Below are 24,922 nucleotides of genomic sequence, written 5' to 3'. Positions count from 1 at the left end.
CGAACACAGGGAGCAGGAGACTGCCCCGCCATTATTGCTGGACGAGACGCTGGCACCGTTTGACGACCGGCGGGCAGAGACCGTATTAGACACCGTAATCGACCTCGCTCGGCAGGGGAGGCAGGTGTTCTACTTTACTGCTCGGAGCGATGAGCGGGAACGCTGGAGGCGGCGGCAGAAGAGTCGGGAGTGAAGTACGGTTTCCAGCACCTCACGGCTGCAGACGATCACAACCCTGTTGCGGATCCGCCGGCGCTCGACACCGCTGACGCGGTAGACGTTCCGGCACCAGACGGGGACGACCATGAGGAGTACCGGCGAAAGCTCGATGTCTCGACGTTCGATCCGAGGGAAGGTGCAGCGTCTGCGGATCTTTGGTACGCGACCGAAGATCCGGAAATACTGTACAGACTCCGTACCGCCGGGATCAAACGGTGGGGCCACCTCCGTTCGCTTCTGGAGGTCGGTGGTGTCGACGGACTCTTGTCGGAGAACGCCCGCGAGCGTGTTCGTCAACACGGGACTGCACTGGAGACGTTCGTCGAAGCCTACACGGTTGGGCGAGGGAAACCCGTTGACCGCGACGTACTCGAAGCCAGTAATGCTGTCAGTGATAAGTTCATTGACGAGGCAAGTGACCTGGCGGACCGCGTCGCTGGCAAGCCGGAGGCGGTACTTGACGGCCTCTCGAACGAGGTCAACTATTTCCGAGAGGACAAGGTCGAAGAACTCCGTGCGTACCTCCGTGAACAGGGATATATTGACCCGAGGCCCACACGGTCGGACGAACAAATCTACGCAGAGGTCGTCGACATCTACTGTCAGTGTGGTTTGAGCCCAGAGGCCGCAACTGAAGCCACATCAGGGCTCTTAAGTCGGATCTCGGCGGCCCCAGACCCAAGTGTGGCCGGGGACTGACCGAACTCTCTAACGCAATTATTTTTACGTTGCTCGGTTCACGTTTATCTAATGGGCCGGTTCCTGAACTCCTTCACAGTCGGGCTTTCCGACACCAGTGCTGAACTGTACGAGATTAATCCCAAACCGGAGGCGGAGGAAGACGCATTATTCCCTCTATTGAATGCGCATGCCGAACGGTTGCGAGACGAAGTAGGGGGCCGAGCACATTGGTACCGGTTGGACGGTACGTGGTTCGTCGCCGTCGTCGGTGCGCATGATCGTCGGAAAACGGTCGAGTCCGTGAACCGGCAGGACCTCCACCGTCACGGCGAGATCGAACTCGACTTTTCGCGGGACAGTGATTTCAAGCTGATACAGCGGGCGATTTTCGACGCTTTGGAGTCGGAGATCGGACGCTCGGACGACTACTGGTTCGATAACAGGCGATACAGGAAGCGGGTGTATGCAGAAAATGCTGAGTGGAGCCTCCGTGGGTTTGATGTCTATCCCGGAGTGAAGCTCCGGCTAGATGCTCACGACGGACTGACACTCACACTTGATCCGACACTTGGAACGCATAGTTCAGAAACGCTGGCTGATTACCTTGCTGACGACTCGTGGTCTCGCGGCAGAATCGAGGCCGAGTTAGACGACCAGTTTGTCTTTGAGCGGCCTGACAGGAGGACAGTTACGCTTGTCGATATTCTGGAGGAACCCGTGTCGGAGGTGGAAGTTGAAGACGGTAAGTCGGTTCTGAAGTATGCTCGTCAGGAGTACGGTGACCGTTTTGCTGAACGAATCGATGACACTGAACCGACCGTACTCGTCAGTTTCGATAGCGGTGACATATATTCTGCTGCTCCGTCTTTGCTCCGTTATGCCCCAACTGACAAGCGGCCGGACGAAGTAAGTCAGTTGGCAGCCTTCGGACCTGAAGAACGGTGGCAGCGAACCCGAGAGTTTCTCGATGTTGTCCGCGGATTCGAGATCGGTAACGTGGACGTAACGGTTGACACTGACCCGATACGGCGGGAAGTGTCCCGGTACGGTTATCCGACTCTCTGGTTCGGTCGTGACGAGGCGGTAAAGATGGCGGTCGGGATGGAGAACCAGACAAGACCCGGCCAGAAGATTACTGAGGAATACTGGAATCCGATCAAGAGTGGCTACCTTGAGAAGTTCGGTCCGCGTCGTACATTCGGTGATCTGATCGAAACGGCGCTCGTGTTCCCAGATGAGGAGTACGAGGCAGCGCTCGAAGCGTATGAGTCGATCCGGAATTATACTGAAGAGAAGTTGGGTCTGCGGTTGAACGAGCGCCCGGCTCCGTTCGCATACGACGTTGAGGAGGATGTTGCGGAGCCGGGAGGTCTCGGAACCGTTCGATATCACTCTCGGGTTTCTCCCTGATTTCGACGAAGAGAGCTATTACAGGTTAATCGATATACTGGACGGCCACCCGCTCCAGGTCGTCACGCAGACCGGGATCGAAGACAGGAACGGTCACGACGAGGACGTGGTGGAGAACACTGCTGTCGGACTTGCGGCGAAGTTGGGTGTCGTACCGTTCACTATCGAGGGGCAACTCTCGACGCAGGCGTACTTAGGATTCAACGCTGACGGAGGCGACCGCGGTACTGCAAGTGCTGTCATGCTATCCGGGAGACGAACGAAATCATTTATCGGACGGAAAATCAGAACCCGACCAACCGCAGTAGTGTGACTGATCGGAGTCAGGCGAAGAAGATAGTCCGCGACGCGTTACGCGAGGTCGTGGACGGCGACCGTTCCGACATCGACGAGTTCGAGTCGCTGACGATCCATCGGAACGGGTTCTTCGGTAACGAGGAGATCGAAGGAATCGAAGAGACCATCGAACGTCTCCGGGACACCGAATACCTCGCCGACGACTTCGAGTGGGCTGGTGTCGAGGTAACTCACAGAAGCCCGCACCGGCTGTACGCCGACGAGGGAATGCCGGAGATGGGTGCACACGCTCGGCTCGGAGATAATACGGTTGTCGTCGTCACGTCGGACGCGGAACAACTACCACAGGGGTCGCCGCAGACACTTCGCTGTCACGTCAAGGCCGCAGAGGGTGATTTCGACGCTTTCCAGGCCGGCCGCGACGTATTCTTCCTCTCGGAACTCAACTGGGGGTCTCCTCGAAAGGGACGAAAGACCCGATAACAGTCTCGCTCACGCGAGAGATGAATCGGCGACTCGGTCACAACTGGGTGTCGAACCTTCGTTACCCGCCGTTCTGAGGGGGGTATGACGGCACCCATTCGCGGTTTGCCTCAAGGCGGTGTTGTCGTTCGGGCCGGTCTGCTGGATCGACTCCATCCTCGATATCGCTGATGAGCGCGTCGAGGTCGTGGTCGATGACATCTGGCACCTCGTCGAGAAGGAACCGGACTAAGTCGTCATCGTCGTAGGTGTCATAGTCCGGCGGCTTCTCCGTTTCGAGTGCGTCAAGGTGACGGTCGTACGCAATAGCGTCGTCCCGGATACAGTCGGCGAGATTCGGAAATTCTCGTTCGGCTAACTCCCGGATGACATCAACCCGGAGCGCGTCTGGTGGATGCGGATCCCCGTCTTCACCGCGTTCGAACTCGAAGGAACCGTATCGACTTAACCGCCGGACCACCGCGCAATAGTACGCCGGACCGTAAGCAAGGAGACCGCAGATATCACAGAAGAACTCCTCGAACCAACTCGTCCAGGTCTTGCCGAACTCGCCGTCTCTGCTCACTGTCTCGTCTCTCTCGTTGACCTCACGTCGGAACCGTGATCGTAGTCTCGGATGTTCGTCCAGCAGGGCGTGTGCCATCTCGTGTGCCAGGAATGGGTCGTAGCGCCGGTCGTCCCCTTCGCGGGGCAGGATCAAGGCGTAGTTCAGCTCTTTGCCACCTGTAGACGGCAGCTCTTCGTCTATCGGATCGAAGGCGTACCCGTTTCAATCACCGGAATCACCATAGGATCAACGTCAAACACACGCTTCAGTTCCTCACAAACTTCAGCGGCGTGTTCGAGTTGGGGCGAGCGGTGCCCGGTACTCTGGTGTTGATAGAGGTCAAGATACACGGCCTCCGTTTCAAGGACGTGCAGTTCTCGTGCCAAGCGGCCGACTGCGCGGACGTAGTTCTCGTACAGACTGTCCGTCACCTCGGCCTCCGGTGCCTGATCGTACGACCTGTGAAAGTCATCCCGGGTTTCCTCGACAGTTCAGAATCTGTCCGAGATCGAGTCGAATATGTCGTCTTTAGCCTCGATATCAACGTCAACGCGATCGAACAGTTCACGAATCGAGTCCTGTTTCGCCCGGAGCGACTTCACGCGGGCATCAATGAGTGCCGTCGGCAACCTTCCCTCGCATTTGGTCGACGGTCGCCTGCGACGTTTTAGTGGCGACCCCGGAGATAGCTTCAAGCCAATTCTTCGCATCTTGCAGTCCGCGGTAGAACTCTAAGTCGTCACTCGCAGTTGCAAGTTCGGCCGCGGCAGCGTCAAGGTTCTCGATCATCCGACGAGTCGAACCCCTCCGTTGCTCGGCGATGTTCTCCGCGACGGCCAACTCAAACGGATCCAGTCCGGACTCGTCGGCCAAAGCGTCGCGGACGGTTATCAAGAGATCCCGTCCGTCTTCGAGTTTCGCACGTAACTCCTCGTCGTCACGACCGAGTTCGATTCCCTCGGATCGCGCTTTAAGCACAGATATGGCTACGAGCGCGTCATCTGCACGCTCGCCGAAGCGCCGGTTCGCTTCATATCGGCGCTTCGCTCGCCACTTGCTCATTACATTAATAACTAATACATTGGCGGGGAAATAGTTTTTTGCATTTCAGACACCGATTTCGTCCGTGTCAACACTAAGGCGAGTGACGCGGGAGAGAGCTTAGCGTCGTGCCAGTGGTTCACTTTCGCTAGCCGACCGTAGCTGCGACAGCCTCGTTTCTAGATCGGTCTGGAGATCTTCAAGATCAAACGCGTCGAACTCCTGCCGTCGTTCCGTGTCCGCGGCAGTGAAGTACAGCACGGTTTCCACGGTACGGTTTGGATCGCTCTGTGCGAGTGCGGCGGCGTACACCTCCAACTGCGGCCAGTGTTTCTCGGCGAGGTCGTCAACGGAGCGCGTACTCGTTTCGTCGGTCTTGTAGTCGAGGACGACGAATCGTTCGTCAGTTACGAGCAACAGATCTATCTCACCGACGACCCGTCCGGCGTCGAATCGGGCGACCACAGACACCTCTTCGTGAACCGTATTAGGGTCGTACGACTCGACCAATGCTTCTCGGGTGCTGAGCCCACGCTCGGCGTATTCAACTATCTGATCGAGGTCCTCCTCTGTGGGGTCGCCGAGTCCGCTCGCCCGGCTGTTGGCGACGGCTCGCCAGTCCTCGCGTGGTGGGCGGTGCTCCAGCAGTTCGTGAACCACGGTCCCGACGTGATTCTCGGCGAGTCCCTCATGGTCCGGATACGCGTCGGTGTCTCCCACCGCATCGCCCGCGATGGTGGTTGTGGGATCTGGTGCGACCGCTTCGGCGAAGGTCGTCGCGGTCGTCTCTACTGGCGGTTGCGAGATGTCCGCCTCAGGGACGTTCACGCACGGGATTCTATCGTCCAGCGGCTCGTCGGGTTCTCTGTCATCGCCTTTCCGAACTGCACGCCAATCTTCGAGAGGTGCGGGCGGAACCCGGACGGTGTAGTCGGCCTCGTCGAGTACCGTCCCGTAGACACTGTCGTCACTAAGGGCATCGAGGGTGTCGGCTATCTCTGGGTGATCGTCGTCAGGGTTGAGTGTTCCGTCACCGAGGAGCACTGGTTGGAGCCAATCTCGCCAACGTTTCCCGTCGCCGTGAGGCTTCGACGTCGACAGTGTGAGTGAGTCGGCGTCGTCGTCCAGTTCGTGGAGTCCACACATCAGGAGGTGGTCGCGGGCCCGCGTGGCGGCGACATACAGGAGTCGCTTCTGTTCGGCGCGCTCTCTGCACCTACCGCGGCGCTTCAGCTCCGACCGCGCGAGGGTGTCCGTTGACTCGTACGGGTCGTTCGGCGATGGAGCCTTCAATCCGAGAATTGGTTCTGTCCCCTCCCCGACGGGAATCTCCCCTAGGTACACTTTTCCGTCGTCGTCGACACCGCTGCCGAAATTGAACTCCCGTCCCACTTCGGGAACGACGACAATGGGGAACTCCAGTCCTTTCGCGGAGTGGATGGTCCGGAGTCGCACGCCGTCGTTGTCTTCCGGGACAGTCGCCTGTGACGCGTGAGTCTCGACCTCTCGTCGGTCGCGGATTCGCGTCAGTAGTTCTGCTAAGGTTGGGTTCCCCCCTTCGGCCCAGGACCGAACCTGTTCGCGGAATTGTTCTACGTTTTCCACGGCTTGTTGCGGCCTATCGCCTGCCCCGACTGCGCCGAAGTAGCCAGTCTCTGCAAGTATCCCGGAGAGAAGCTGTCCCCATGACGGCGCGGCAGTCGCGTCACCAACGCCTGCTTGTTCTCGCCATCCTTCGATTTGTTCCGCGGCATCCCCGAGATCGCCTTCTCTGTCGCGGATCGCTCCCCACAGCGACCCTTCGCTGGCGGCTGGGTTAGCAATCTCGTCGTCGGTGAATCCGAACAGTGCCGACCGCAGGAGGCCATACAGCGCCACGTCATCGTCGGGGTTCGCAAGCACTTCGAAGAGCCCGATGAGAGTCCGAATCTCCGGTGTATCCCAGAACCCTGTGCCAGAGGCGACAGTGTAGGGTATGTCCCAGACGTCGAACGCACGCTCGAACTGTGGGAGTCGCGTCCGCGCACGGAAGAGGATCGTCACGTCCTCTGGACGCGCTTTGCGGATTTCCTCGGTCTCCGTGTCGTACACCTCCGGAGGGTCTGCGAATAGCCGTGTCAATCGCGCGGCCAGTGCGTGCGCCTCGCGGTCGGCTGCATCGCCGAAGATAGGTGTATTCGCAAGAAAGCCCGTCTCGTGAAGTTCCTGCTCGTCCTCATTAGGGACGAGGAGGTACTCGACCGAACCCGACACCTCCGTTCCTGCCGTACGTTCCCCGTTGAGGGACTGTGATGTAGCTTCTGAACGGTTCCCGTTGCTCATCGAACGGCCTGAACACGCGCTCGAACAGTTCGTTGTCGAACTCCCGCGGCGCTGTGACGGTACGAAAATTACCCGTTAGTTCGACTTCTGCTGGGTCTGTCTCGTACTCATCGTCCCGCTCGGCCACTGTGTCGCCGTTCGCTGCTTTGAGGTCCTCTCGCGCCGTGCCGAAGGTGGTAACGTCAGCACCGCGGAAGCGGTAGATACTCTGTTTTTCGTCACCGACGAGGAAGAGATTCGCGTCGAATGTATCGGTGTTGGGGGGTGTCGTTGGGTCGTCGGCTCCGGCGAGAAGGCGAACAAGCGCCCACTGGGACGGGTCAGTGTCCTGCATCTCATCGATCATCACGTACTCGAACTTCGATTGGACGGCCTCTCGGAAGTCGTCGTTCGCTGTCAGTAGAGTGATGGTATCCTCGATTAGGTCGTCGAAATCGACTGCGTTCTGGTTTTCCTTCCGGTCACTGTATCGTTCGGCGACTGTCTCGAATACTCGCGCGAGGGCCGGAGCGTACCGACTGCCGTTGTAATCTGCTCCCAGCCCCCGACGAACGGGCGCTTTTCGGGATTGAGTACATCAATCAGTGTGTCAGCCGCGTCTTTCAATCGCGCCCAGCTCTCGCCGTGCGCTTCCCACCTCTTTTTCGCACCCTTGTATCGATACTCCTGGCTGTATACTGTTCTGCTACCAGTCGTCACTCGGTCACACAGACGGTCGAGCGCCATCTGCCAGTCGCGTCCTTCGGCGCTCCCGTCGGCAACACCGGTCTCCGACAGCACGCCGTCAACCGTGCGAATGAAGTCCGCTCCGTCATCGTCGTCGGGATCGATTCCGAGGGCCTGGGGATCGATGTCCGAAATCGTATCGAGCGCCTGCTGAACCCGGCCGTCCGTCAGGAGTTCGCGGGCCGTCTCAATGTCGACGGGGTAGACCGACCGCCAGACCGCATCTAAGTACTCATCAGGATCGGCCTCACCCCACCGACGGGCCCAATCTGTACTCATCGGCCGACTCTCCAGCAGTCCGACGAGAACTGTCTCAAGGCCGGAGCGGCTCCATAGTCGGGTGAGTAGCCGGAGGTCCTCACTGCGCTCGTGACCGTCGGCCAGCATCGAGTCGATACTCTCCCGAACCACATCGCGGGCGAGCATACCTGCCTCCGCCTCGTCGAGTGTCTCTGCGTCCGGGTGGACACCCGCCTCGACCGCGAGTTCCGAACGGAGACGCGCACATGCCTCGTGAATCGTATGGACGTAACTATCCTCGACCCCGTCCGCGATGGTCCGCCACCGCTCGTAGTCCGGGGCGTCGTCGCCTCTGACGTCTTCCTTGCCGCAGTCGCTCGTCACCGCCTCGCTCAGTCGCTCGGCAACGGTCTCGCGGACACGTTCACGGATTTCGGCTGCCGCGTCGGTCGTGAACGTGATCGTCAGGATCTGAGACGGGTCCGTGCCGCTTTCCAAGAGTTTCACGTACCGATGGGTCAGCGTCGTGGTCTTCCCAGTTCCCGCCCCGGCCGTAACAGCGACGTGATCCTGAGATTCGAGCGCAACCTGTTGATTGTCGGTGGCTCGAACTCGTCGTCAGCATCGTTTGCGTCGTCTGCCGTCATCTTCTCTGGACCCTCGCGGTCGTTCACGCCTCGTCACCCCCGAGGTCGTCGTAGAAGCTGTCAGACCGAGCCCGCTGTGGGACGTAACTCCCCTCGTCGTCTACGCCCGCGACGCGCTCGCGGCGACGATGATGGCGAACACCGCACATGTCTCGGAACTGGCAGTGTTTGCACTTTGCTTCGTCCGCTTCCAGTGTCGTGGTGTGGAACCCACCGTTACCGATGCTATCGCTGATGTCCGCGATACGCTCGGGGATGTCCCTATTGAGGAAGCGGTCGAAGTCATCGCGGTCGCCGTCTTTCCGCCAAATCGTCTTCTGAAGGCTCCGCTTCCGAGTCACCTCTGCTGGCGGCTCGACTGTGTAGAACCCTCCGTCGACATATCGTAAGTCCTCGCCGTATTGTTTCTGTAGCTCCCGTTGCGCTGCGATAGTGTACACCGGCAATTGGAACTCGACTCCGTCGAACGTGAGTTTCGTCGTCGGGTCGCTGGTTTTGTAATCGTGAACTATGCCAGCGACGCCATCGTCGTCCTCGACCGTAACACGATCAATGCGGCCATGAATCGCTACTTCTCTCCCGTCTGGCACTGTGACACGGATTTCATCGCCGCTCGCGCCGAAGTCAAGAGGTTCCTCAACCGCGAGGACGGCGTCATCAGCGCCCAATTCGTATTCGAGAAAACGGATAAACAGCCCGCGGTCTTGACCTCTGTGTGGGTGATCGCTACCGTAGTGGTCGTTCTTAGATGGGGTTGATAACCCGGCGAGCAACTGTTCGAGCCACCGGTCGCCGAATGCACCGTCCGTTGGTGCGTTGAGGGCGTCCAGTTCCGTACGGACGCTCGTTAACAGTCGCTCCTCCAGATCCGCACGCTCGTAGTCGGCGAGATCGACAGGGCCATTCGTATCCGAGAGCAGGTCCGCATAGAACGATTCGAGGCTGTCGTGGACGAGCGACCCGCGATCAAGTGGCGTTGGTTCTGTGGGGAATTCTTCCGGCTCCTCGAATCCCAGGACGCGTTCGGCGTAGTAACGGAACCCGCATCGCGCGTAGTCACGCAACTGCGTCGGACTGAGAGCCTCCGTCTCGTGGAGTTCGGCAACCGTCTCCGGCTCTAATTGGGCGTCGTGAGAAGTCAATTTCGTCTTCGCGCGATTCTCCACACACTCGACTCCTCGTCGAACCGTCTCGGCAGTCCGCAAGAGGATCATCTGCTCGTCGACAGCTTGAGACAGTGCGGTTTCCCGTTCCCGATTGTTGAGTCCGGCGAGTTCGCGTTGGAGGTCCCCAGCACTGGCGACACCTCGGTCGACTGTCTCTGCTTCTAGTCCTGTGACGCGAGCAAATTCGCTTAGTACCGGCGACGGAAGGCGCTCGTCGCCGTCGGCTCCCGTCTCCGGTGTGGTGACGTGGACTGTCTCGGCCGCACCAACGAGTACTGCAAACTGGTAACGGGCGCGAGCCCTCCTATCGACTGTGTCCACGTCCGGGAGTGTCTCGAAAATCCGTTCGAAGAACTCCGGTCGGGTCCGATTTGGCGGGAACGCGACCCGAGTGAGACCGACGAGGTGGAGATGATCGTACGACAGACCGAGAGCGTCCTGTGGACCGACGACCCTTACGACGCCCTTCTGGTCGCGTGTCCGCTGTGCGACGCGTTGCCCTTCTAACGAGTCGGCCACGTACCGCACCGGATCAACCGACGTTCCATCTCCGAACCCACGTTCTCCAGCGGAAAATTCTACCGTCTCGACGGCGTCAATGACGCGTTCAACCGTCTCTAGCGCGGTCAATTCGATTCCCTCACCGCTATCCGCGAGTTGTTCCGCGTTCGATTCTAATTCGACCGCGTCGAAGAGCTCGCGGAGAGCATCGATAGTTTTCTCTCGTGACGCAGACGAAACCGTCTCAATATCCTCGCGGAAGTGGTCTATAGCCGTTGTGGGGTCGTCGTCTAGTTCCTGCTGAAGCCTATCGAGGTCTGTCGTCGGGAGCCGGTCGATCAGGCTCAGAATCGTGGTCGTGTTAACAGTTTCACTGTCGTCGCCGAGTGTCACTGCGGGACTGCTCGACAGTACCGCCACGTCCTGTTGTGTCGGGTCTGAGAGGCAGCAGTCAACGAGCGTCAGCGCTGCTCGCCCGACTTGCGTCTGCTGTATCGGTGGCCGGCCCACGTTGGCGACATGGACACCCACTTCGTCAAAGGTTTCAGCGAGTTGGTCGCGGTACGACAGCAATTCGGGGACGACGACAAGCACGTCCTCAGGGTCTGCGCCGTCGGCAAGTTGCCGCCGGACGCGCCGAGCTACCTGACGGGCTTCACGGATCGGTGTTGGGCTGGTACGCCAGTGTAACCCCGAAGGCGGTGTGTCATTCTCGCCGGCTGCCGGTGTTCGAGTGAAGATCTGCCCGGCGGCGACGGCGAGTTCGCTTCCGTGACCGTCCCCCCCTGATTCCGCAGAGACGTGCACGCATTGATCGGCCAATGAACGGTATGTTTCAACCGCATCGGAAGTGTATGCGTTTGCTCCAATCAGACTCTCAGAGGGCGGGTCATCGGTTTCAGGTGTCGCCGTTAGTGGAAGCGCTATCAAGACCTCGGTGCTCTCAGCGAGTCGCTGAAGAAGTGCGGTTTCGTTTTGTGAAAGGGTAGTGTAGTTAGAGACGACAATAACCTCGGCCTCAACGAGTTTCTCGACTTCGGTCTCGGATGACAGAACGGCCTGATATGCGTCCGATATAGTGTACGATTCGCTAGCGCACGCAGTCCGTAGTGTAGCGAAGGATTCAGCAGTTCGGCCGACTACACTCGCCGTCCGGTCACTGAGGTGGTCGTCTACAAATGACCAGATCTCCGCGGTATCATCATAACCTGCCCCCGCGAGTTCCGACAGAAGCTCACGGACGTCTCGGTTGTAAGCCTGTGCTTCGGCAAAGTGAGCCTCGTCAGTGACTTCCCGCAGTGCTCGGCCGATTAATTGTCGCCGCAGAGTGGTGTTGAGACGCGTCCTGGCCCGCCGAGTCTCTCGTAATACTCACACACCAAATCGTCGAAGTCGGTTACACGGAGTCGTAACGGATCATTCACCGCTGCCCACTCATCGGCGATAGCGGGCTGTCTGTAGTCGTTCGCTTCGAGAAATACCACCGATTCCGGCTGATTGCCTGCGACGGTGCCTGCCCGCTTGAACACCGCCTCTTGGAGGGGTTCGAATGCACTACCGCTGAGAAACGTAACTGTCACGCATTCTTTGTTTTTCGGCAGGTTTATAATTCTACCTAAGACTCAGGTGGGCAGAAGAGCCTATAAACCATTACCGCAATGATAGTTGTGTATGACATTTAATTGCTGGATTGGTAAACTAATTATGTAGAAAAGACTAACACTTTAATACGGACGCCTTTTCTGCCTAAACATGTCCTCGCTCCCGGGTTCACTTTCGCCAGAAGACGAGACGTTGGTCCAAGACCTTCTTGCGGCCCACGGCTTCGACTCGCTCACCGAAACCCAACACCAAGCCTTCGAGGCGCGAATTCTCGACGGCGGCAACCACCTACTCGTCGCGGAAACCGGTAACGGAAAGACACTCTGTGCGGAGGCCGTTACGAAACAGATGCTCGACGCGGGTGGGCGTGTCGCGTATCTTGTACCGAGCAAGCAACTGGTGAAAGCAAAAGAAGAGGAACTGAACACATGGGCAGACGAGGAGTATGATGTACAGCAGGGCGGCTACCGGCATGCTGACGTTCCGGTCGCAACCTTCGACAGTTTCTATCAGGCTATGCTCCGGGATACGGGCGGCGTTCGGTCGCTCGACCTCGTAGTCCTTGACGACTTCCACATTATCTACGGCGAGCGTCGTGGCCGGGGACTTGAGAAAGCCATCGCGGCGGTCCTCGACAACAACGTCAACATCTTCGCCATGTCTGCGACGGTCGGCAACCCGAAAGAGCTAGCCGACTGGATGAACGCGAATCTCGTCGTCAGCGACGAGGAGCGAAGCATCGAGATCGAAGAACACCCGGTAATGGTAGAGGATCAGACGGATAAGAAAACCCAAATCGTGGACCACCTGCGCGGAAATCCCGGCAAGTCGCCGTACCTCGTATTCAACGGGTCGAAGCCAAAGACCGAAGCCCGAGCCGAGGGGCTGGCCGAGACGAATGCATTCGCCGACCGGAGTAGCCGGAACTTCCACTCCGAGCTTCGGTCCCGACTCGACGGGATGGAACCAACGAGAAAACTTCACGACCTTGCGACGCTCATGTCGAAGGGCGTCGCCTACCACCACGCGAGTCTTCCGTCTTCGATTCGGAATTGGATCGAAGAGTGCTACGAGGAAGGCGACCTCGCCGCGTTGTTCTGCACTCCGACGCTGGCCTACGGATTCGACGCCCCGGTCCAATCGGTCGTCGTTAGTGACCTGAAGCGATGGACCGGCGGAGGCATGGAGTACATCCACACCTACGAGTACATCCAATGGATTGGCCGTGTTGCACGGCCTGGCAAAGGATTCGAGAAGGGCTACGCGTACCCTTTCTATTCGGATTTCGATGCTGCGAGCGAACAGTTCTTCAACGACCCTGACCTCGAACCGGTCACGTCGCACGTCGATTCGGGCGACGGTCTCCGCTGGCTCATACTCGAACTGGTCGAGATGGGCTGGGACACGCCCGAAGAGATAGAAGACTTCCTGACCGAGACGCTATTCTGGCATCAGCTCTCCGGCGACCGTGCGTGGGACGACGGAACGGTCGATAAGCGGACGCGAATGCGTCAAAAGCTTCGGGAGGCGGCCGACTGGTTACAGAAGTTCGGCTTCCTCCGGGAGAAAGAGACCGAACAGCGATTCGAGAACACGCGGCAGGGAAGCGCCGCCGTGGAATTTAACTTCAACGTTTTCGGCGGGTACTCGCTACGGAGCGTCCACGACCTTTGTGCCGACCTCGAATCCAAGGACACGTTCACCGCTCAGAATTTGCTCTATCAGTTCGCCGTGTTCACGGACGCCTACCTCTCGCACGACGGGCTCTCGACGGACTTCGAAGACAAACTCCTCAACGCCGAGTACCTGCCGGATGAAGACCCTGCCATCGTCACCGGTATCCTCGGCTGGTATTGGAGTCAGGGGATTCCCGCGACCGAAATCGAGGACCGGACGAATGTAGACCCGACGTCGATCCGCATGACGGCACGGAACCTCTCACGGACGCTCGATGCGGCGACACCTCTGTTCGACGCGATTCAGGCCGAGAAACCCGACTGGTACGACGACTTCGTGACGAGCATCGAGAAGGGCGTTCCGCGAGAAGACCTACCCGTCGCCCGCCACGTCCACGGTGTCGGACGCGTGACGATCTCGAACCTCCGCGACTACCTGACCGAGATGGACACCGGCGATACCCGATTCGACTTCCAGACCGAGACATTAGCTGGCGGTCTCGGCGAAGCCTACGAACAGGTCAAACGCGAAGACCAGCTAGAAGCGTTCCTTCAGAACGTGGACCGGATCGGCCAGACGCGGGCGAAGCGATTAACGGCATTCGCTGAACGTCAGGACGGCGACCGTGATGTCGAACCGCTGTTTGGCGCGAATGCTGTGGAGAGCGAAAGCGGCGGGACCACCTCGTTCAGTCGGAACTCTAGTCTGGACGAGTTCATGTGATTAGGCCAGACAGTCAGCTATTACTACCCTCCGCCTGATTGCGGAGCTATGACCCTTTGCACCGTCACCGTCTGTCCTGACTGCAAGTACGTCTTCATCGTCAAGAAGACGCCCGAAACGACTACGTCGGCCGCTGTCGAAGCCGCCACACCTTCACAAAATTGAAACACTACTGTCAGAGCGAGGACGCCGAGGCTACCCGGAAGGTGCGAGCGAAGGTCCAAACGAGCGTCCAAGACCTCGATGACTACTCGCCGAACGCGTCCGCAAGTAACTCCCGCATTGCAGGCCGCCGAGCCTCTCGACGTTTCTCCTCGGAGAGATAGTTCTGATGCACCACGTCTGCGGATGAACTCCCTGCTCGTCAGCGATAATATCAAGGCGGTCGAGCACGTCTGCAAGTGCGTCCTGATACTGGCTATACCAGAACCGACGGGCCATGTGGGGCTTCGGGAGGCCACCGTCGACACGGACATCAGCCTGTTCGGCGAGTCGGTGGAATCGATTCCGGACAGTATCTGAGTCAATGTGGCCAGCCTCGGCCTGTGTCGAGGGGAATAGGTAGCCATTCCACTCGTCGTAGTCATCGAGTTCGCGCTGGCGCTCCCGGTAGGCGTCCAAGCCGTAGAGGAGGCTGACCGTACTCGGGCCGTTCTTCCGCTCCTTGAACTCAAGGTGTGGATCATCGGAGTCGACACCGACGAACTGGTTGACGTGAAGTCGAGCGACCTCGCCCGACCGTAACCCCCACGCGGCGAGTGCAACGAGCAGGAGGCGATCTGCGGGTGTGTTGGCCTCGTTATTGAGTGCGCGGACGTCCGAAGGCGCTAGTGCCTTATTGTCGGGTTCTGTGCGCTCCCAGCCGAAGTCGGTCGTCACGCCATCCAAGGGATTGTAGGCGGCCGCGCCGTGCCGGTCGAGTCGGTCATACCAGCCCTGGACCGTCCCGACGTAGGTGAATTTCGTACCGTCGGTCGCAAGTTCGTCGTCGAGGACCTCCACAACTTGATAGGCGCGTTCAGTCTCTGCGGCCTGCTCTGACGGTTCAGAAAGCGGCGCGAGCAGGTCCGATGTCTCGTGGAGGTCCTCGTAGATTTGTGCATAGGTTGCTAGATGGGTGCGTTTCGAGGCGAGCGTGGAGTCGGCAAGCTTCCGGCGGCGGTCGAGTGCGCGGAGGTAGGCTTCGAACTCGTCGATGGTCTCGGTGGACGATATCTGCCAAGCGTAGTCATCCGGTGATTTACTGGAAACGGTGGAGTCGTCGAGGCCGACCACGTCGGTGAGGAACTCTTTGACAGTGAGGTCGTGATGTTGCTGAAGGGTATAGCTGATACCGCTGTATCCGAGGTCGGCGAGCGTCTCGTAGGACGGTCGGGTATGGGGGTCGCGTCCATCACGGCGCAACGCAGGCGCAATTTTATCCCAATACAGCTCTTCGAGGCCGTCGAGGTCGTGGTGGCTCCAGTTTATGGTCTCGCTCATAGGGTTGGAGCCGGATTTCTGTGGGGGTTGGTGATTCTAAGGCGAGTCATTTCTGGGTGTTGGGTTTTCGTACTAGCTAGTTTATACTTTTGGTGATTGGGTTGTACATCTTCCACACTGCCAAAACGAAAGCCGTTGAGTTTCTGGAAAAGCTAGTCGAAACTGCTGACGAGCGCTGAACCGAAGTGGAGCACTGAGAGAGACAACCACTACTGATTTTTGAGCAGAACAACAATAGGATAGTGACTAGTGGGAGGCATATACTAGCAAATCCTCTGTTTTTCCTTGTTCGAGGTTGTCTTCTGACCGTGCGTCTGGGCTTTCGAAAGGGCGACCTGTATGTTGAGGCCGTCCTGTGCGGTCCGGTCTGTTAATAGAATTGTATCCCTTAGTTCATGTCCGGGCAGTATTCGCTTGAGAAGTCTTCTGGATCATTTACTTCCTGTAGGTGCATTTCGAACGATTGCTCAGTATTGGAGTCTACCGTTTGATTGGGACTACGATTATTCTCAAGGTCGGCGTCAAGGAACGCACAGCCGTCCCAGCCGAAGTCGTCCGAGGGGAACTTGCGTTCAAGTTTTACATTGCCGTCTGTTGTTTGGAGACGGACGCGGTAGCGGGCCATCTTGACAGACCATCCTGCTGTGAACGATGCCGCAGATTCCGGTTCACGTCGCGGAGCAAGTGTTACGGTCTCGTTAAGAACACGATTGCCTTCGCGGAACAGTTTGACGTGAACTGAGGCCTCAGAGTCGGTCCAATTATGAAGGCGAACGCCTGTCAGAGACACGGACCGTCGGTTAGTGAACTGGCCGAGGCAACCGCTCGTTGCCATAGCGATTGTTCCGAGGAGCGCTCGTCTGGTAGGAGGATTGTTAGTCATTACTTTTGGAGGGATGATGGACAGCCATTAGTTATTGGTCTATTGCTACTTTTGGACCGTGCTTTATGATATTTTTGCTTGTAATTATTAACACAATAGAATAAACCCCGGACCGCCTGTATCAGCCATCTAATTATGACATAAATCACCATATTGTTCAAATCGTGGGTGAAACTCTACGTTCGAGAACAGTCGCAAATAAAGCCGATATGGGGTTAGCCATTAGCGGCTATATTGGCGACTTACTCGGAGCGCAGTACAAGAGTCAATCGTTAGAGTAGAATCACTCCAGTAGCTTCCCACTGATTGACATCGTACGAACTTGTGAGGCGAATTCAGCGTATCTGACCGGTTTCTTGTCGTCAAACCGATGGCCAAGTCGGCGCGGCAGGTCATCGGTCCCTGCGATTTGCTTAGGTGCCTTCCCCGGCGACTGGGTAGTCGTCACACTCACATCGGTGACGCGAATTGGTTCCCCGTTGGTAGTCTCGATGATGTCACCGGGCGCGACTTCACGACGAGTGCCGTTGTTACGCTCTACGAGGTCAGTTGACGACGTTGAGAGGGTGCTAGTTTCGGTCGCGTCAAGGAAGTCGATCTCCTTGTAAATCTGCGTGTAGTTCGGGTACTTGCCCCATGCCTCGTCGGTCACGTCGAGTGAGGCGCTTTCGTTACCCTCAAGGTCGAAATCCACGAAGTGGGAGCCGCACTTGCTGTAACTCGTGCCGTAGTCCCAGTCGTATGCGAGTTGACTGTCCTTGACAGTGTTGTTGTTCTCGCTATCGCCGAGCATTCCAAGGGCGATGCCAGCCGCCGCACCGGCCCAGCCGCCAAGGTAGTAGCCCATGGCCTCGGTGATGGCAGTGTTTGCGAGTTGCTGACCAAGGTCGCTCAGGGTCCCGCTGTCACTACCTGCCGCCGGAAGGCCCGCCACGTCATGCCTGTTGGCGGGGTCAAGGGCGTCGTTGCTCCCGTCCTTGTTGTCGATGGTGGCCTTGTGTTCGCTGATGCCAGCATCGTGGCTCCACGAGTCGCAGCTAAAGCCTCCGTTATAGTACTCAGCATGACCACCGAGTTGGAAGAAGTGGGTCCACTCGCCAGCGCTGTCTTCGGCGCTCCCGAGATACTGCGTGGATGCAGCGTGAACCGTCTTCTGTCCTCGAAGGATGTTATCGTCGCAGTTCGCCGTCTCGACTTTGTCATCGCCTTTCTCCCACACGTAATCGGTAGTGCCTGGGTCGGTAGGATTATCCTCACCGCAGGCACCGGCGGCAGCTACCGTACTAGTGGTGGCACCGAATCCGGTAGCGCCGAGTGTCGATAGTAAGGCCGACTTCCGGAGGACACTTCGGCGAGAGGTCGTGTCACATCGAGCATTGTCAGTACTCGATTCAGTACGTCGTTCCAGGGTGTCTTCCATTTTTCTACCTCCGGTTTAATTTAGATACTAACATATTATATTATTAATCTTTGCAAGAATAGTTAAGAAATAGGTAGAGATGGAAATGACTGGTGAAGACGATATCCACAACCCAACACGCAAAGACCGCAACATCAGTCAGAACATGTGCCGGTAGGCATCTCTTCCAAGCATATTCAAGATATAAAAATAAGCTGTCTGGGCGAACTGGCTAAAACGCATGTCAGACAGCAATGACAACTCAAAGATGACGCGACGAAAGTTGGTTCAAGACGGTGTCGCCGTTACCATTACGGCGGGATTCCTTGGCGCTGGCGTCGCTGCTGCGAGCGAACCCGAGACAAAAAGCAACAATGATAGTGAGTCAACTATCGAAGTGGGCATCGTCACAGATGTGGCCGCGCCTGAAGTGGAAGGGTTGACAGTTAACGACACGGCGGTGTCAACGAGTGGGACTACTGATACTATTGGGTACTACGTTCAGTCAAAAGACAGCCTCGGAACCATCAACTGGAAGTGGATGAACTATACGTCATGGGAGTACACGGGCGACGAGCTTCTGTGGGCTAACTCTGTTGGCGAAAACAAAAAAGTCAACAAGCTCTGGTCGTTCGTCGGTCAGGAGAAGGAAGAGTTGGAGTACCGAGACAACAACGACGGTAAGCGTGTTTCAGCGTTGACTACGCAAGTCGGTGAATACGACCATCCCACCGATCATGCTCTTCCATGGGTACGAGTGTCGGTCAACGGTGCGGGCGATCACGGTATGGACGCGTACGGGTCAAGCTACTACGACGATACGGTGTAGGATTGTATCCCTACTCCGGTTTTTCTACTAACCAACCCGCGATAAAAATATAATTTAGATTACGTTAGAAAGGTTAATTACATGGCATGAATGTTGTATCATCATGGGACTTCCCTCCGAGCAACTCAAGTTACTTGTTCAACGTAGAGACCTTTTGATTGATATCGCCGACGGTGTAACCGACCGTCGAAAACTCGCCTCTCGGTCGGGATATTCTCAATCAACAGTCTACCGAGCACTGAAGAACCTCGCTGATGCCGACCTGCTAAACGAACACTATGGCCACTACGAACTGACAGATATAGGAGATCAACTGTTTGGCCATGTGCAAGAATTATATGCCGAGGCAAACGTTCTCAACGAATTTGACGGTCTGACAAAGGGTCCGGAATTAAGCGTCATCAAACCCTGCGTGTTCAAGGATGCAACTGTTGTGACGACAGAACGCCATTCTCCCAATAAACCGCTTGAACCAGTCTGTCAGTTGCTAGACCGCAACTCAAAGATAGTCGCGTTCACTCCTGTTCTTTTTTCAAATCTCATGACTAACTTTAATGGTAAAAGCCCCGACACAACAGTAGAACTTATTGTTGAGGCTGCTTCACTTCAGAAGCAAGCTAACTCGCGGTATGACCAACCAGAGATTGAGAACGTACTATCGACCGATTACGTCGGCATCGTTGAAGACAGACTTCCTTTTGGACTATTCGTCTCTACGACTCCGAAGGTCGAACTCTGTATTGTAATCCTAAATGATGGGGTCCCATGCATTTCACTCCACAACACTACCGACGAGTCGTATCAATGGGCACTGGACCTATATAACAGATATCGACAGGAGAGCCATCCGCTAGAGCAGTGGCAGAGTAATTCCACATCTCCGAACAAAATGCAGTAATTAGTTCGACAGTCGTGGCTGATGACGACAGACAAATTTGGGACGGGTTTCGAGTCACTCGCCGCATTTATTCCGACGAGGACGACTTCTCGGTCCGCGATTTCGGCTAAGCCGTTATCGACACGATGGGGGTCGGCTACTGAGCGACAGTGACGCTCTCAAAAAAGCTCGACCTCTCCATCGACATCAAAGAGGAGGAACCGACCGCGAGCGGCCGCGCGTTCCAGTAGTCAAGAATTGATTTCTCGACTCTCTTTCTGGTAGAATGAGTGTCTATCGAGAGGCTAGCCCTTCGAAAAGCGGTACCGGAAAGCACGCTCGCGGGGTGGATGTCGAAGCCGACCCACTGCATCTCTGCCATAACACTCCTTAATAGTAAATTTTTGTGGTAAATGGCTGAGTGACGAGATAACCGCCGAAGTGTTCTATCGGTCGGCGTTCCCGAACGCCTCGGCCAACTTCTCCCGCATCGCGTCTTGACGTGCCTGCCGGACCTCTTCGTCCGAGAGATAATTCTGTGCGATGACCTCTGCTGAGGCGCTCCCTTGATCCTCGGCGATTCCTTCGAGTCGGTCGAGCAAGCCCGCAGTCGCCTGCTGGTAGGCCGTGTACCAGAACCGACGTGCCATGTGGGGCTTCGGGCGCTCGCCGAGAACCTGTACGTCTGCCTCGTCGGCAAGCGTCCGAAAACGCGACCGTATCGTGTCACCGACGATGTGGCCGGACTCGGACTGCGGGGAGGAAGAGATACCCGTTCCACGTCTCGTCTTCGGCGAGGTCGTTCCAGCGGTCTTTCAACACGTCGAGGCCGTACAGCAGACTGACCGAACTCGGTCCGTTCTTCCGTTTTTCGAAATCGAGGTGCGGGTCGTCGCTGTTTGACCCGACGAATTGGCGCTGATGGAGACGGGCGACCTCTCCCGACCGGAGGCCCCATCCGGCGAGGGCGACGACGAGCAGTCGGTCTTCGAGCGAGTCTGCGGCGTCGTAGAGCGCGCGTACGTCGCTCGCGTCCAGCGGGTGATTGTCGGGGTTGTTGCGTTCCCACCCGAATTCGGTCGTCGCGTGTTCGAGCGGGTTGAACTCCGCGCGGCCGTGCCGGACAAGGCGGTGGTACCAACTTGCGACCGTCGCGGTGTACTCGATTTTCGAGGCGTCGGTCGAACGCTCGGCGTTGAACACGTCGAGAACCTCGTAGGCGCGGTCGATCTCCTCGCCGCGCTGGTCGTGGGCGTCGAGCGGTCCGAGGAGGTCGTCGGTTCCGTGTAGGTCGCGGTAGGTTTCGGCGTAGGCCGACAGGTGGGTGCGCTTCGAAGCAAGCGTCGAGTCGGCGAGGTTGCGACGACGGTTGAGCGACCGGAGGTACGATTCGAACGCGCTCTGGGTGCGTTCGGTCTCGATGTTCCAGTCGTAGCCCTCGGTGCTGTCGTCCTCGTCTTTGAGGCCGACGGTCTCGGAGAGGAACTGTTTGGGCGTCAAATCGTGGTGTTCGCGGAGAGTGTAGGCGAGGCCGCTGTAGCCGTGGTCAGCGAGCGTCTCGTATGACGGTCGGGTGTGGGGGTCGCGTCCGTCACGACGCAACGCGGGCGCGATTTCATCCCAGTATAGCTCTTCGAGGCCGTTGAGGTCGTGGTGGCTCCAGTTGATGGTCTCGCTCATGGGGGTGTAGCTGGATTTCTGCGGGGGTTGGTGATTCTAAGGCGAGTCATTTCTGGGTGCTGGGTTTTCGTACTAGCTAGTTTATATTTTTGGTGATTCGGTTGTACAGGTCTACACAACCGAACTAAGTACTATAACCAGCAAAACCATGGCAAAACATCGTAAACCAAAGAACGATATACAGACTTTGGGCTCTCAAAGATGGAATAGCACTCGAAAAGTTGCCTGACGAACCTGGGATAAGAGACGTCCAGCAGTTCTGGAGTCCAACCGACCGGCGTCAGCTCAAACCATCGGGTGACGGCATCTTCTCTGAGTTCAAGGGTCAGACTATCTGGCTTGATACCTGTGAAAACCAGTTCGAAGTCCGTATGAGGTTGGTCAAGTCGAGTAAGCCCTAGTCATTTAATTCGATATAGGACGAATGACCTCAACCTGTATTAAGATAGAGTGTGAACCGTAGAGTATGACCACCGATGAATCGAATTCCGACAAAGGACTCATGGAACGCCAGACAACCGGTGAGGATCGAGTACGGATGGTCGCGCGTCAGTTGTCAGAGCCACGGACCGCAAACTGGATCGCCTCCGAAGCAGACCGGTCGCACGAACCGACCAAGCGCGTCCTCGAACGGCTTGTCGACGATGGTATTCTCCGTCGTGACGACAGCGGCACACACACCACGTACTCGCCGGATTACCGCCGTCAAGCGATGCAGGAAGCAACGCGCCTTCGAGACAGCGGGCATACTGTCGAAGAGCTCACAGACCGTCTCGCCGACATGAAGGCACAGATTCGGGACTGGAAAGACGAGTTCGACGTTGAGTCACCGAATCAGCTTCGCGGAACAATCGCCGACGAGGCTCTTGATGCTGAAGACGAAGACCACCGCCGCGAAATCGCGCGTGAGTGGGAACACCTCCAGCGCCGCATCCAGATCGTCGGGTTCGTCATCCGAGAATGGGACTTTCTGGCCCCAACAAGTGAGCCGGCCGAGGCCAGTAGCTAACGGATGTCTGTTCCACATCCCGGGGGTGATCCGAACGCGAACCTGTACGCGCAACTGAAGCAGGACGTCCTAGAGCGTGTTCCCCAGATTACCACGGTCGAGTACGTTCCGGACGATATCGAAGCCAAGCAGTTGCGAGCGACGTTTGACCCCAGCCCGCCTTGACCCACCAACTGGACCGGAATCACCGGAGCTTCTCGTAGCATGGTATCGCCAGGAGCCACACGATTGGTTCCGTGTAAACTACACCGACCCAAATACAGGGTTTCACGCTGGTTGGCATCAAGACGAGGATCATCCTGATCTCGGTCGGACGCATTTCCAGTATACGACCGATGACGATGAAGACCGACGGAGTATCTCATTCGAACATGAGACTCCATCCTTAATTCTCTGGGAAATCATCGACCAACTCCTTGAGGATGTCCATCCGACGTACCATTGACAGCCTCCTTGTCTGAAGAGCGAGGATTCCCGAAGTTCGACTAATGTGTCGCTCGCAATGCTCGTACAGGACGAGCTAGCCGACCGAGGGGAACGCCCAGATTCGACCGACGAGTACGCTCGTGACCTCTTACTGGCGCTTGAGGAGGACGTTTGGCTGCGGTCGATCATGACAGATGGCGCGCGGACGATTCTCCAAAGACGTACTGGCAGTCGGGACAGACAGTGGCTGTTCGGCGTGTCATACGGTGGGCGTCGTGGCAGGTGAGGGTACAGTTTCGAGGCGGGGGGTCTTGGAGTGAGAGAGTAGATTTTGGGTGTTCGTGAGGGATAGGCGTCTCGGAGGGTCGATATCTTGAAAGAGGGAGAGAGTAGGTTTGGAGTGATCAGGCGGTACTCGTGGTGGTGTGGTTGTAGAGTGAGAGTACATTTGGAGTGTTCAGCGTGAGATGGGAGATGGTAGGACGCGATTTTGGGATGGGGGAGAGTACATTTGGAGTGTTCGTTGCTAGAAGACGATGCTTCTAAATCAGATTCCGTGAGGTAGTGGGTGTTTGTTCCACTATCCTAGAAAACGCCCATAGAATATTATTATATATTTTACGGTACCGGAAAGATGAGGTTTTGAGAAGATTTGACCCATCGTTCTACTTCTGAACACTCCAAGTCTACTCTCTCTATCCTACTTAAAGAAGTCGGACACACCAAACACCCAAACCCCACTTTTATATATCATAACTGCACGAGTCTTTAATAGACACATGGCAGGACTGTTCGAAGACATCGGCGATACCCTCTTTGAGAACAAAACCGTCCTTGAAGAAGAATACGAACCAGACAACATCCTCGAACGCGACGACGAAATCGAAGAATACAGACACAGCCTCAAAGATGTACTGTACGGCCGTAATCCCTCAAACGTCATGCTCTACGGCAAAGCAGGCGTCGGCAAAACCGCCGTCACTACACACGTCCTCGATGAACTCCAACACGCCGCCGAACAACAAGACGCAGCCGACGACCTATACGTCCACCGCTACAACTGCAACGACGAAACCGTCTTCTCCGCAGTCCGCGAACTCGTCAATCGACTCCTCCCCGACCACGCAAGCGAGTTCCCGAAACGCGGCCTCTCGACCGGCAATGCACTCAAAGAACTCTACAAACAACTCGAACGAGTCGGCGGCACCCACCTCGTCGTTCTAGACGAAATCGATCATCTCGAAAAAGCAGACAGCCTTCTCTACGAACTCCCGCGGGCGAGAGCGAACGATCACCTCGAAGACGCCAAAATTGGAATCATCGGCATCAGCAACAACTACACCTTCCGCAACCGACTGTCTGCGAAAGTCAAAGATACCCTCCAAGAAGACGAAATCTCCTTCCCAACCTACGACGCCAACGAACTCCGCACTATCCTCCACGACCGCGCCAAAAAAGCACTGGTCGAAGACGGCTACGACGACAGCGCCGTTGCTAAAGCCGCCGCCCTCGCTGCCCAAGACACCGGAAGCGCCCGACAAGCCATCGACCTACTCCGAAAAGGCACGGAAATCGCCGAACGCGAAGATGCTGGCACAGTCCAAGACGACCATATCGGTCGCGCCCGCGAGGAAGTGAACCGCGGTCGACTCCGAGACAAAATCGCCGACCAATCGCTCCACGCCCGCCACGTCCTCGAAGCGGTCGCCCACATCGAACACGACGGCGACACCCCCGTCCGGTCGAAGAAGGTCATGGCGACCTACCAGCAAATCGCCGAGAAGCGCGGTGACGACCCGCTGACGACCCTCCAGAGCATCAGGAACCATCTCGAAGACCTCCAAATGCTCGGGTTCCTGATTCGCAACGAGGTGAACCAAGGCCAGAGCGGCGGCAGGTCGTATACTCACGAACTCGACATGGACCCGAGCGTCGTGTTCGAAGCGTGCAACGAACTCGACAAACAAGGCGAAGTCTGACCGTTCGGATTCGGCGGCTATTATACGCTGAACAGGCACAATACCACGTCCATTATAACGTTCAACGACCGCATTA

Annotated in this window: 19 protein-coding genes and 3 pseudogenes; 10 read left to right on the top strand and 12 right to left on the bottom strand. The window is 57.1% G+C overall.

The window, feature by feature from the left end; all coding sequences use genetic code 11:
• Positions 1-189 precede the first annotated feature (189 nt).
• Genes P2T60_RS21575 through P2T60_RS21560 form a run of 4 tightly spaced genes read left to right on the top strand, consistent with a single transcriptional unit; the run spans position 190 to position 3,090 of the window.
• The gene (locus P2T60_RS21575; RefSeq protein ID WP_276282879.1) at positions 190-918 is read left to right on the top strand and encodes a hypothetical protein; all 729 of its coding nucleotides are present in this window, start codon (positions 190-192) and stop codon (positions 916-918) included.
• Positions 919-969: 51 nt separating this feature from the next.
• Positions 970-2,310 (top strand): hypothetical protein, encoded by a 1,341-nt coding sequence (locus P2T60_RS21570; protein WP_276282878.1) that lies wholly within the window; start codon positions 970-972, stop codon positions 2,308-2,310.
• Complete coding sequence (locus P2T60_RS21565; protein WP_276282877.1) at positions 2,252-2,623, top strand: hypothetical protein; 372 nt, start codon at positions 2,252-2,254, stop codon at positions 2,621-2,623. The genes P2T60_RS21570 and P2T60_RS21565 overlap by 59 nt, the downstream gene beginning before the upstream one ends.
• On the top strand, positions 2,620-3,090 hold the full coding sequence (locus P2T60_RS21560; RefSeq protein WP_276282876.1) for an argonaute/piwi family protein: 471 nt from the start codon (positions 2,620-2,622) through the stop codon (positions 3,088-3,090). Before P2T60_RS21565 ends, P2T60_RS21560 begins: the two co-directional genes overlap by 4 nt.
• Before the next feature lie 61 nt (positions 3,091-3,151).
• Here the strand turns inward: P2T60_RS21560 and P2T60_RS21555 are convergent, their stop codons facing one another.
• From P2T60_RS21555 to P2T60_RS21520, 8 genes and pseudogenes are all read right to left on the bottom strand, one after another.
• The gene (locus tag P2T60_RS21555; protein WP_276282875.1) at positions 3,152-3,733 is read right to left on the bottom strand and encodes a hypothetical protein; all 582 of its coding nucleotides are present in this window, start codon (positions 3,731-3,733) and stop codon (positions 3,152-3,154) included.
• A gap of 513 nt (positions 3,734-4,246) precedes the next feature.
• A complete protein-coding gene (locus tag P2T60_RS21550) occupies positions 4,247-4,699 on the bottom strand; it encodes a hypothetical protein (RefSeq protein ID WP_276282874.1) in 453 nt (150 codons plus the stop codon).
• A 99-nt stretch (positions 4,700-4,798) separates the two neighbouring features.
• Complete coding sequence (locus P2T60_RS21545) at positions 4,799-6,931, bottom strand: UvrD-helicase domain-containing protein (protein ID WP_276282873.1); 2,133 nt, start codon at positions 6,929-6,931, stop codon at positions 4,799-4,801.
• Entirely contained in the window at positions 6,897-7,541 is a 645-nt protein-coding gene (locus P2T60_RS21540; protein WP_276282944.1) for a UvrD-helicase domain-containing protein, read from the bottom strand. Before P2T60_RS21540 ends, P2T60_RS21545 begins: the two co-directional genes overlap by 35 nt.
• A gap of 641 nt (positions 7,542-8,182) precedes the next feature.
• A pseudogene (locus P2T60_RS21535) lies at positions 8,183-8,503 on the bottom strand (UvrD-helicase domain-containing protein); the annotation flags it as partial.
• Complete coding sequence (locus tag P2T60_RS21530) at positions 8,485-8,640, bottom strand: hypothetical protein (RefSeq protein ID WP_276282872.1); 156 nt, start codon at positions 8,638-8,640, stop codon at positions 8,485-8,487. The pseudogene P2T60_RS21535 and the gene P2T60_RS21530, both read right to left, overlap by 19 nt.
• On the bottom strand, positions 8,637-11,087 hold the full coding sequence (locus P2T60_RS21525) for a PD-(D/E)XK nuclease family protein (RefSeq protein WP_276282871.1): 2,451 nt from the start codon (positions 11,085-11,087) through the stop codon (positions 8,637-8,639). Before P2T60_RS21525 ends, P2T60_RS21530 begins: the two co-directional genes overlap by 4 nt.
• 503 nt (positions 11,088-11,590) lie before the next feature.
• Positions 11,591-11,860 (bottom strand): hypothetical protein, encoded by a 270-nt coding sequence (locus P2T60_RS21520; RefSeq protein WP_276282870.1) that lies wholly within the window; start codon positions 11,858-11,860, stop codon positions 11,591-11,593.
• 172 nt (positions 11,861-12,032) lie between these two features.
• Between P2T60_RS21520 and P2T60_RS21515 the strand changes: the two genes are divergently transcribed.
• Complete coding sequence (locus P2T60_RS21515) at positions 12,033-14,282, top strand: DEAD/DEAH box helicase (protein ID WP_276282869.1); 2,250 nt, start codon at positions 12,033-12,035, stop codon at positions 14,280-14,282.
• Positions 14,283-14,477: 195 nt separating this feature from the next.
• On the opposite strand, the gene P2T60_RS21510 is transcribed toward P2T60_RS21515, so the two are convergent.
• On the bottom strand, positions 14,478-15,764 hold the full coding sequence (locus P2T60_RS21510; RefSeq protein WP_276282868.1) for a tyrosine-type recombinase/integrase: 1,287 nt from the start codon (positions 15,762-15,764) through the stop codon (positions 14,478-14,480).
• 1,166 nt (positions 15,765-16,930) lie between these two features.
• The gene (locus P2T60_RS21505; RefSeq protein ID WP_276282867.1) at positions 16,931-18,067 is read right to left on the bottom strand and encodes a hypothetical protein; all 1,137 of its coding nucleotides are present in this window, start codon (positions 18,065-18,067) and stop codon (positions 16,931-16,933) included.
• A 220-nt stretch (positions 18,068-18,287) separates the two neighbouring features.
• On the opposite strand from P2T60_RS21505, the gene P2T60_RS21500 reads away from it, so the two are divergent.
• Positions 18,288-18,875, top strand: a complete 588-nt coding sequence (locus P2T60_RS21500; RefSeq protein ID WP_276282866.1) for a hypothetical protein — start codon at positions 18,288-18,290, stop codon at positions 18,873-18,875.
• Between the two features lie 103 nt (positions 18,876-18,978).
• On the top strand, positions 18,979-19,773 hold the full coding sequence (locus P2T60_RS21495) for a transcriptional regulator FilR1 domain-containing protein (protein ID WP_276282865.1): 795 nt from the start codon (positions 18,979-18,981) through the stop codon (positions 19,771-19,773).
• Positions 19,774-19,909: 136 nt separating this feature from the next.
• Here P2T60_RS21495 and P2T60_RS21490 read toward each other — a convergent pair whose 3' ends face one another.
• Both P2T60_RS21490 and P2T60_RS21485 read right to left on the bottom strand, forming a co-directional pair.
• Positions 19,910-20,134, bottom strand: coding sequence for a hypothetical protein (locus P2T60_RS21490; protein WP_276282864.1), 225 nt, complete (start codon positions 20,132-20,134; stop codon positions 19,910-19,912).
• Between the two features lie 64 nt (positions 20,135-20,198).
• Positions 20,199-21,420: pseudogene (locus P2T60_RS21485) on the bottom strand (site-specific integrase).
• A 478-nt stretch (positions 21,421-21,898) separates the two neighbouring features.
• Between P2T60_RS21485 and P2T60_RS21480 the strand changes: the two are divergent.
• From P2T60_RS21480 to P2T60_RS21465, 3 genes and pseudogenes are all read left to right on the top strand, one after another.
• Complete coding sequence (locus P2T60_RS21480) at positions 21,899-22,441, top strand: DUF7342 family protein (protein WP_276282863.1); 543 nt, start codon at positions 21,899-21,901, stop codon at positions 22,439-22,441.
• 3 nt (positions 22,442-22,444) lie between these two features.
• Positions 22,445-22,886, top strand: a pseudogene (locus P2T60_RS21475) (hypothetical protein).
• Positions 22,887-23,646: 760 nt separating this feature from the next.
• Positions 23,647-24,846, top strand: coding sequence for an orc1/cdc6 family replication initiation protein (locus P2T60_RS21465; protein ID WP_276282862.1), 1,200 nt, complete (start codon positions 23,647-23,649; stop codon positions 24,844-24,846).
• The last annotated feature ends 76 nt before the right edge of the window (positions 24,847-24,922 follow it).

The organism is Halorussus caseinilyticus, assembly GCF_029338395.1.
GTDB lineage: Archaea > Halobacteriota > Halobacteria > Halobacteriales > Haladaptataceae > Halorussus > Halorussus caseinilyticus.
The sequence above is the reverse complement of the archived record's forward strand: the minus strand, read 5'-3'. Positions and strand labels throughout refer to the sequence as shown.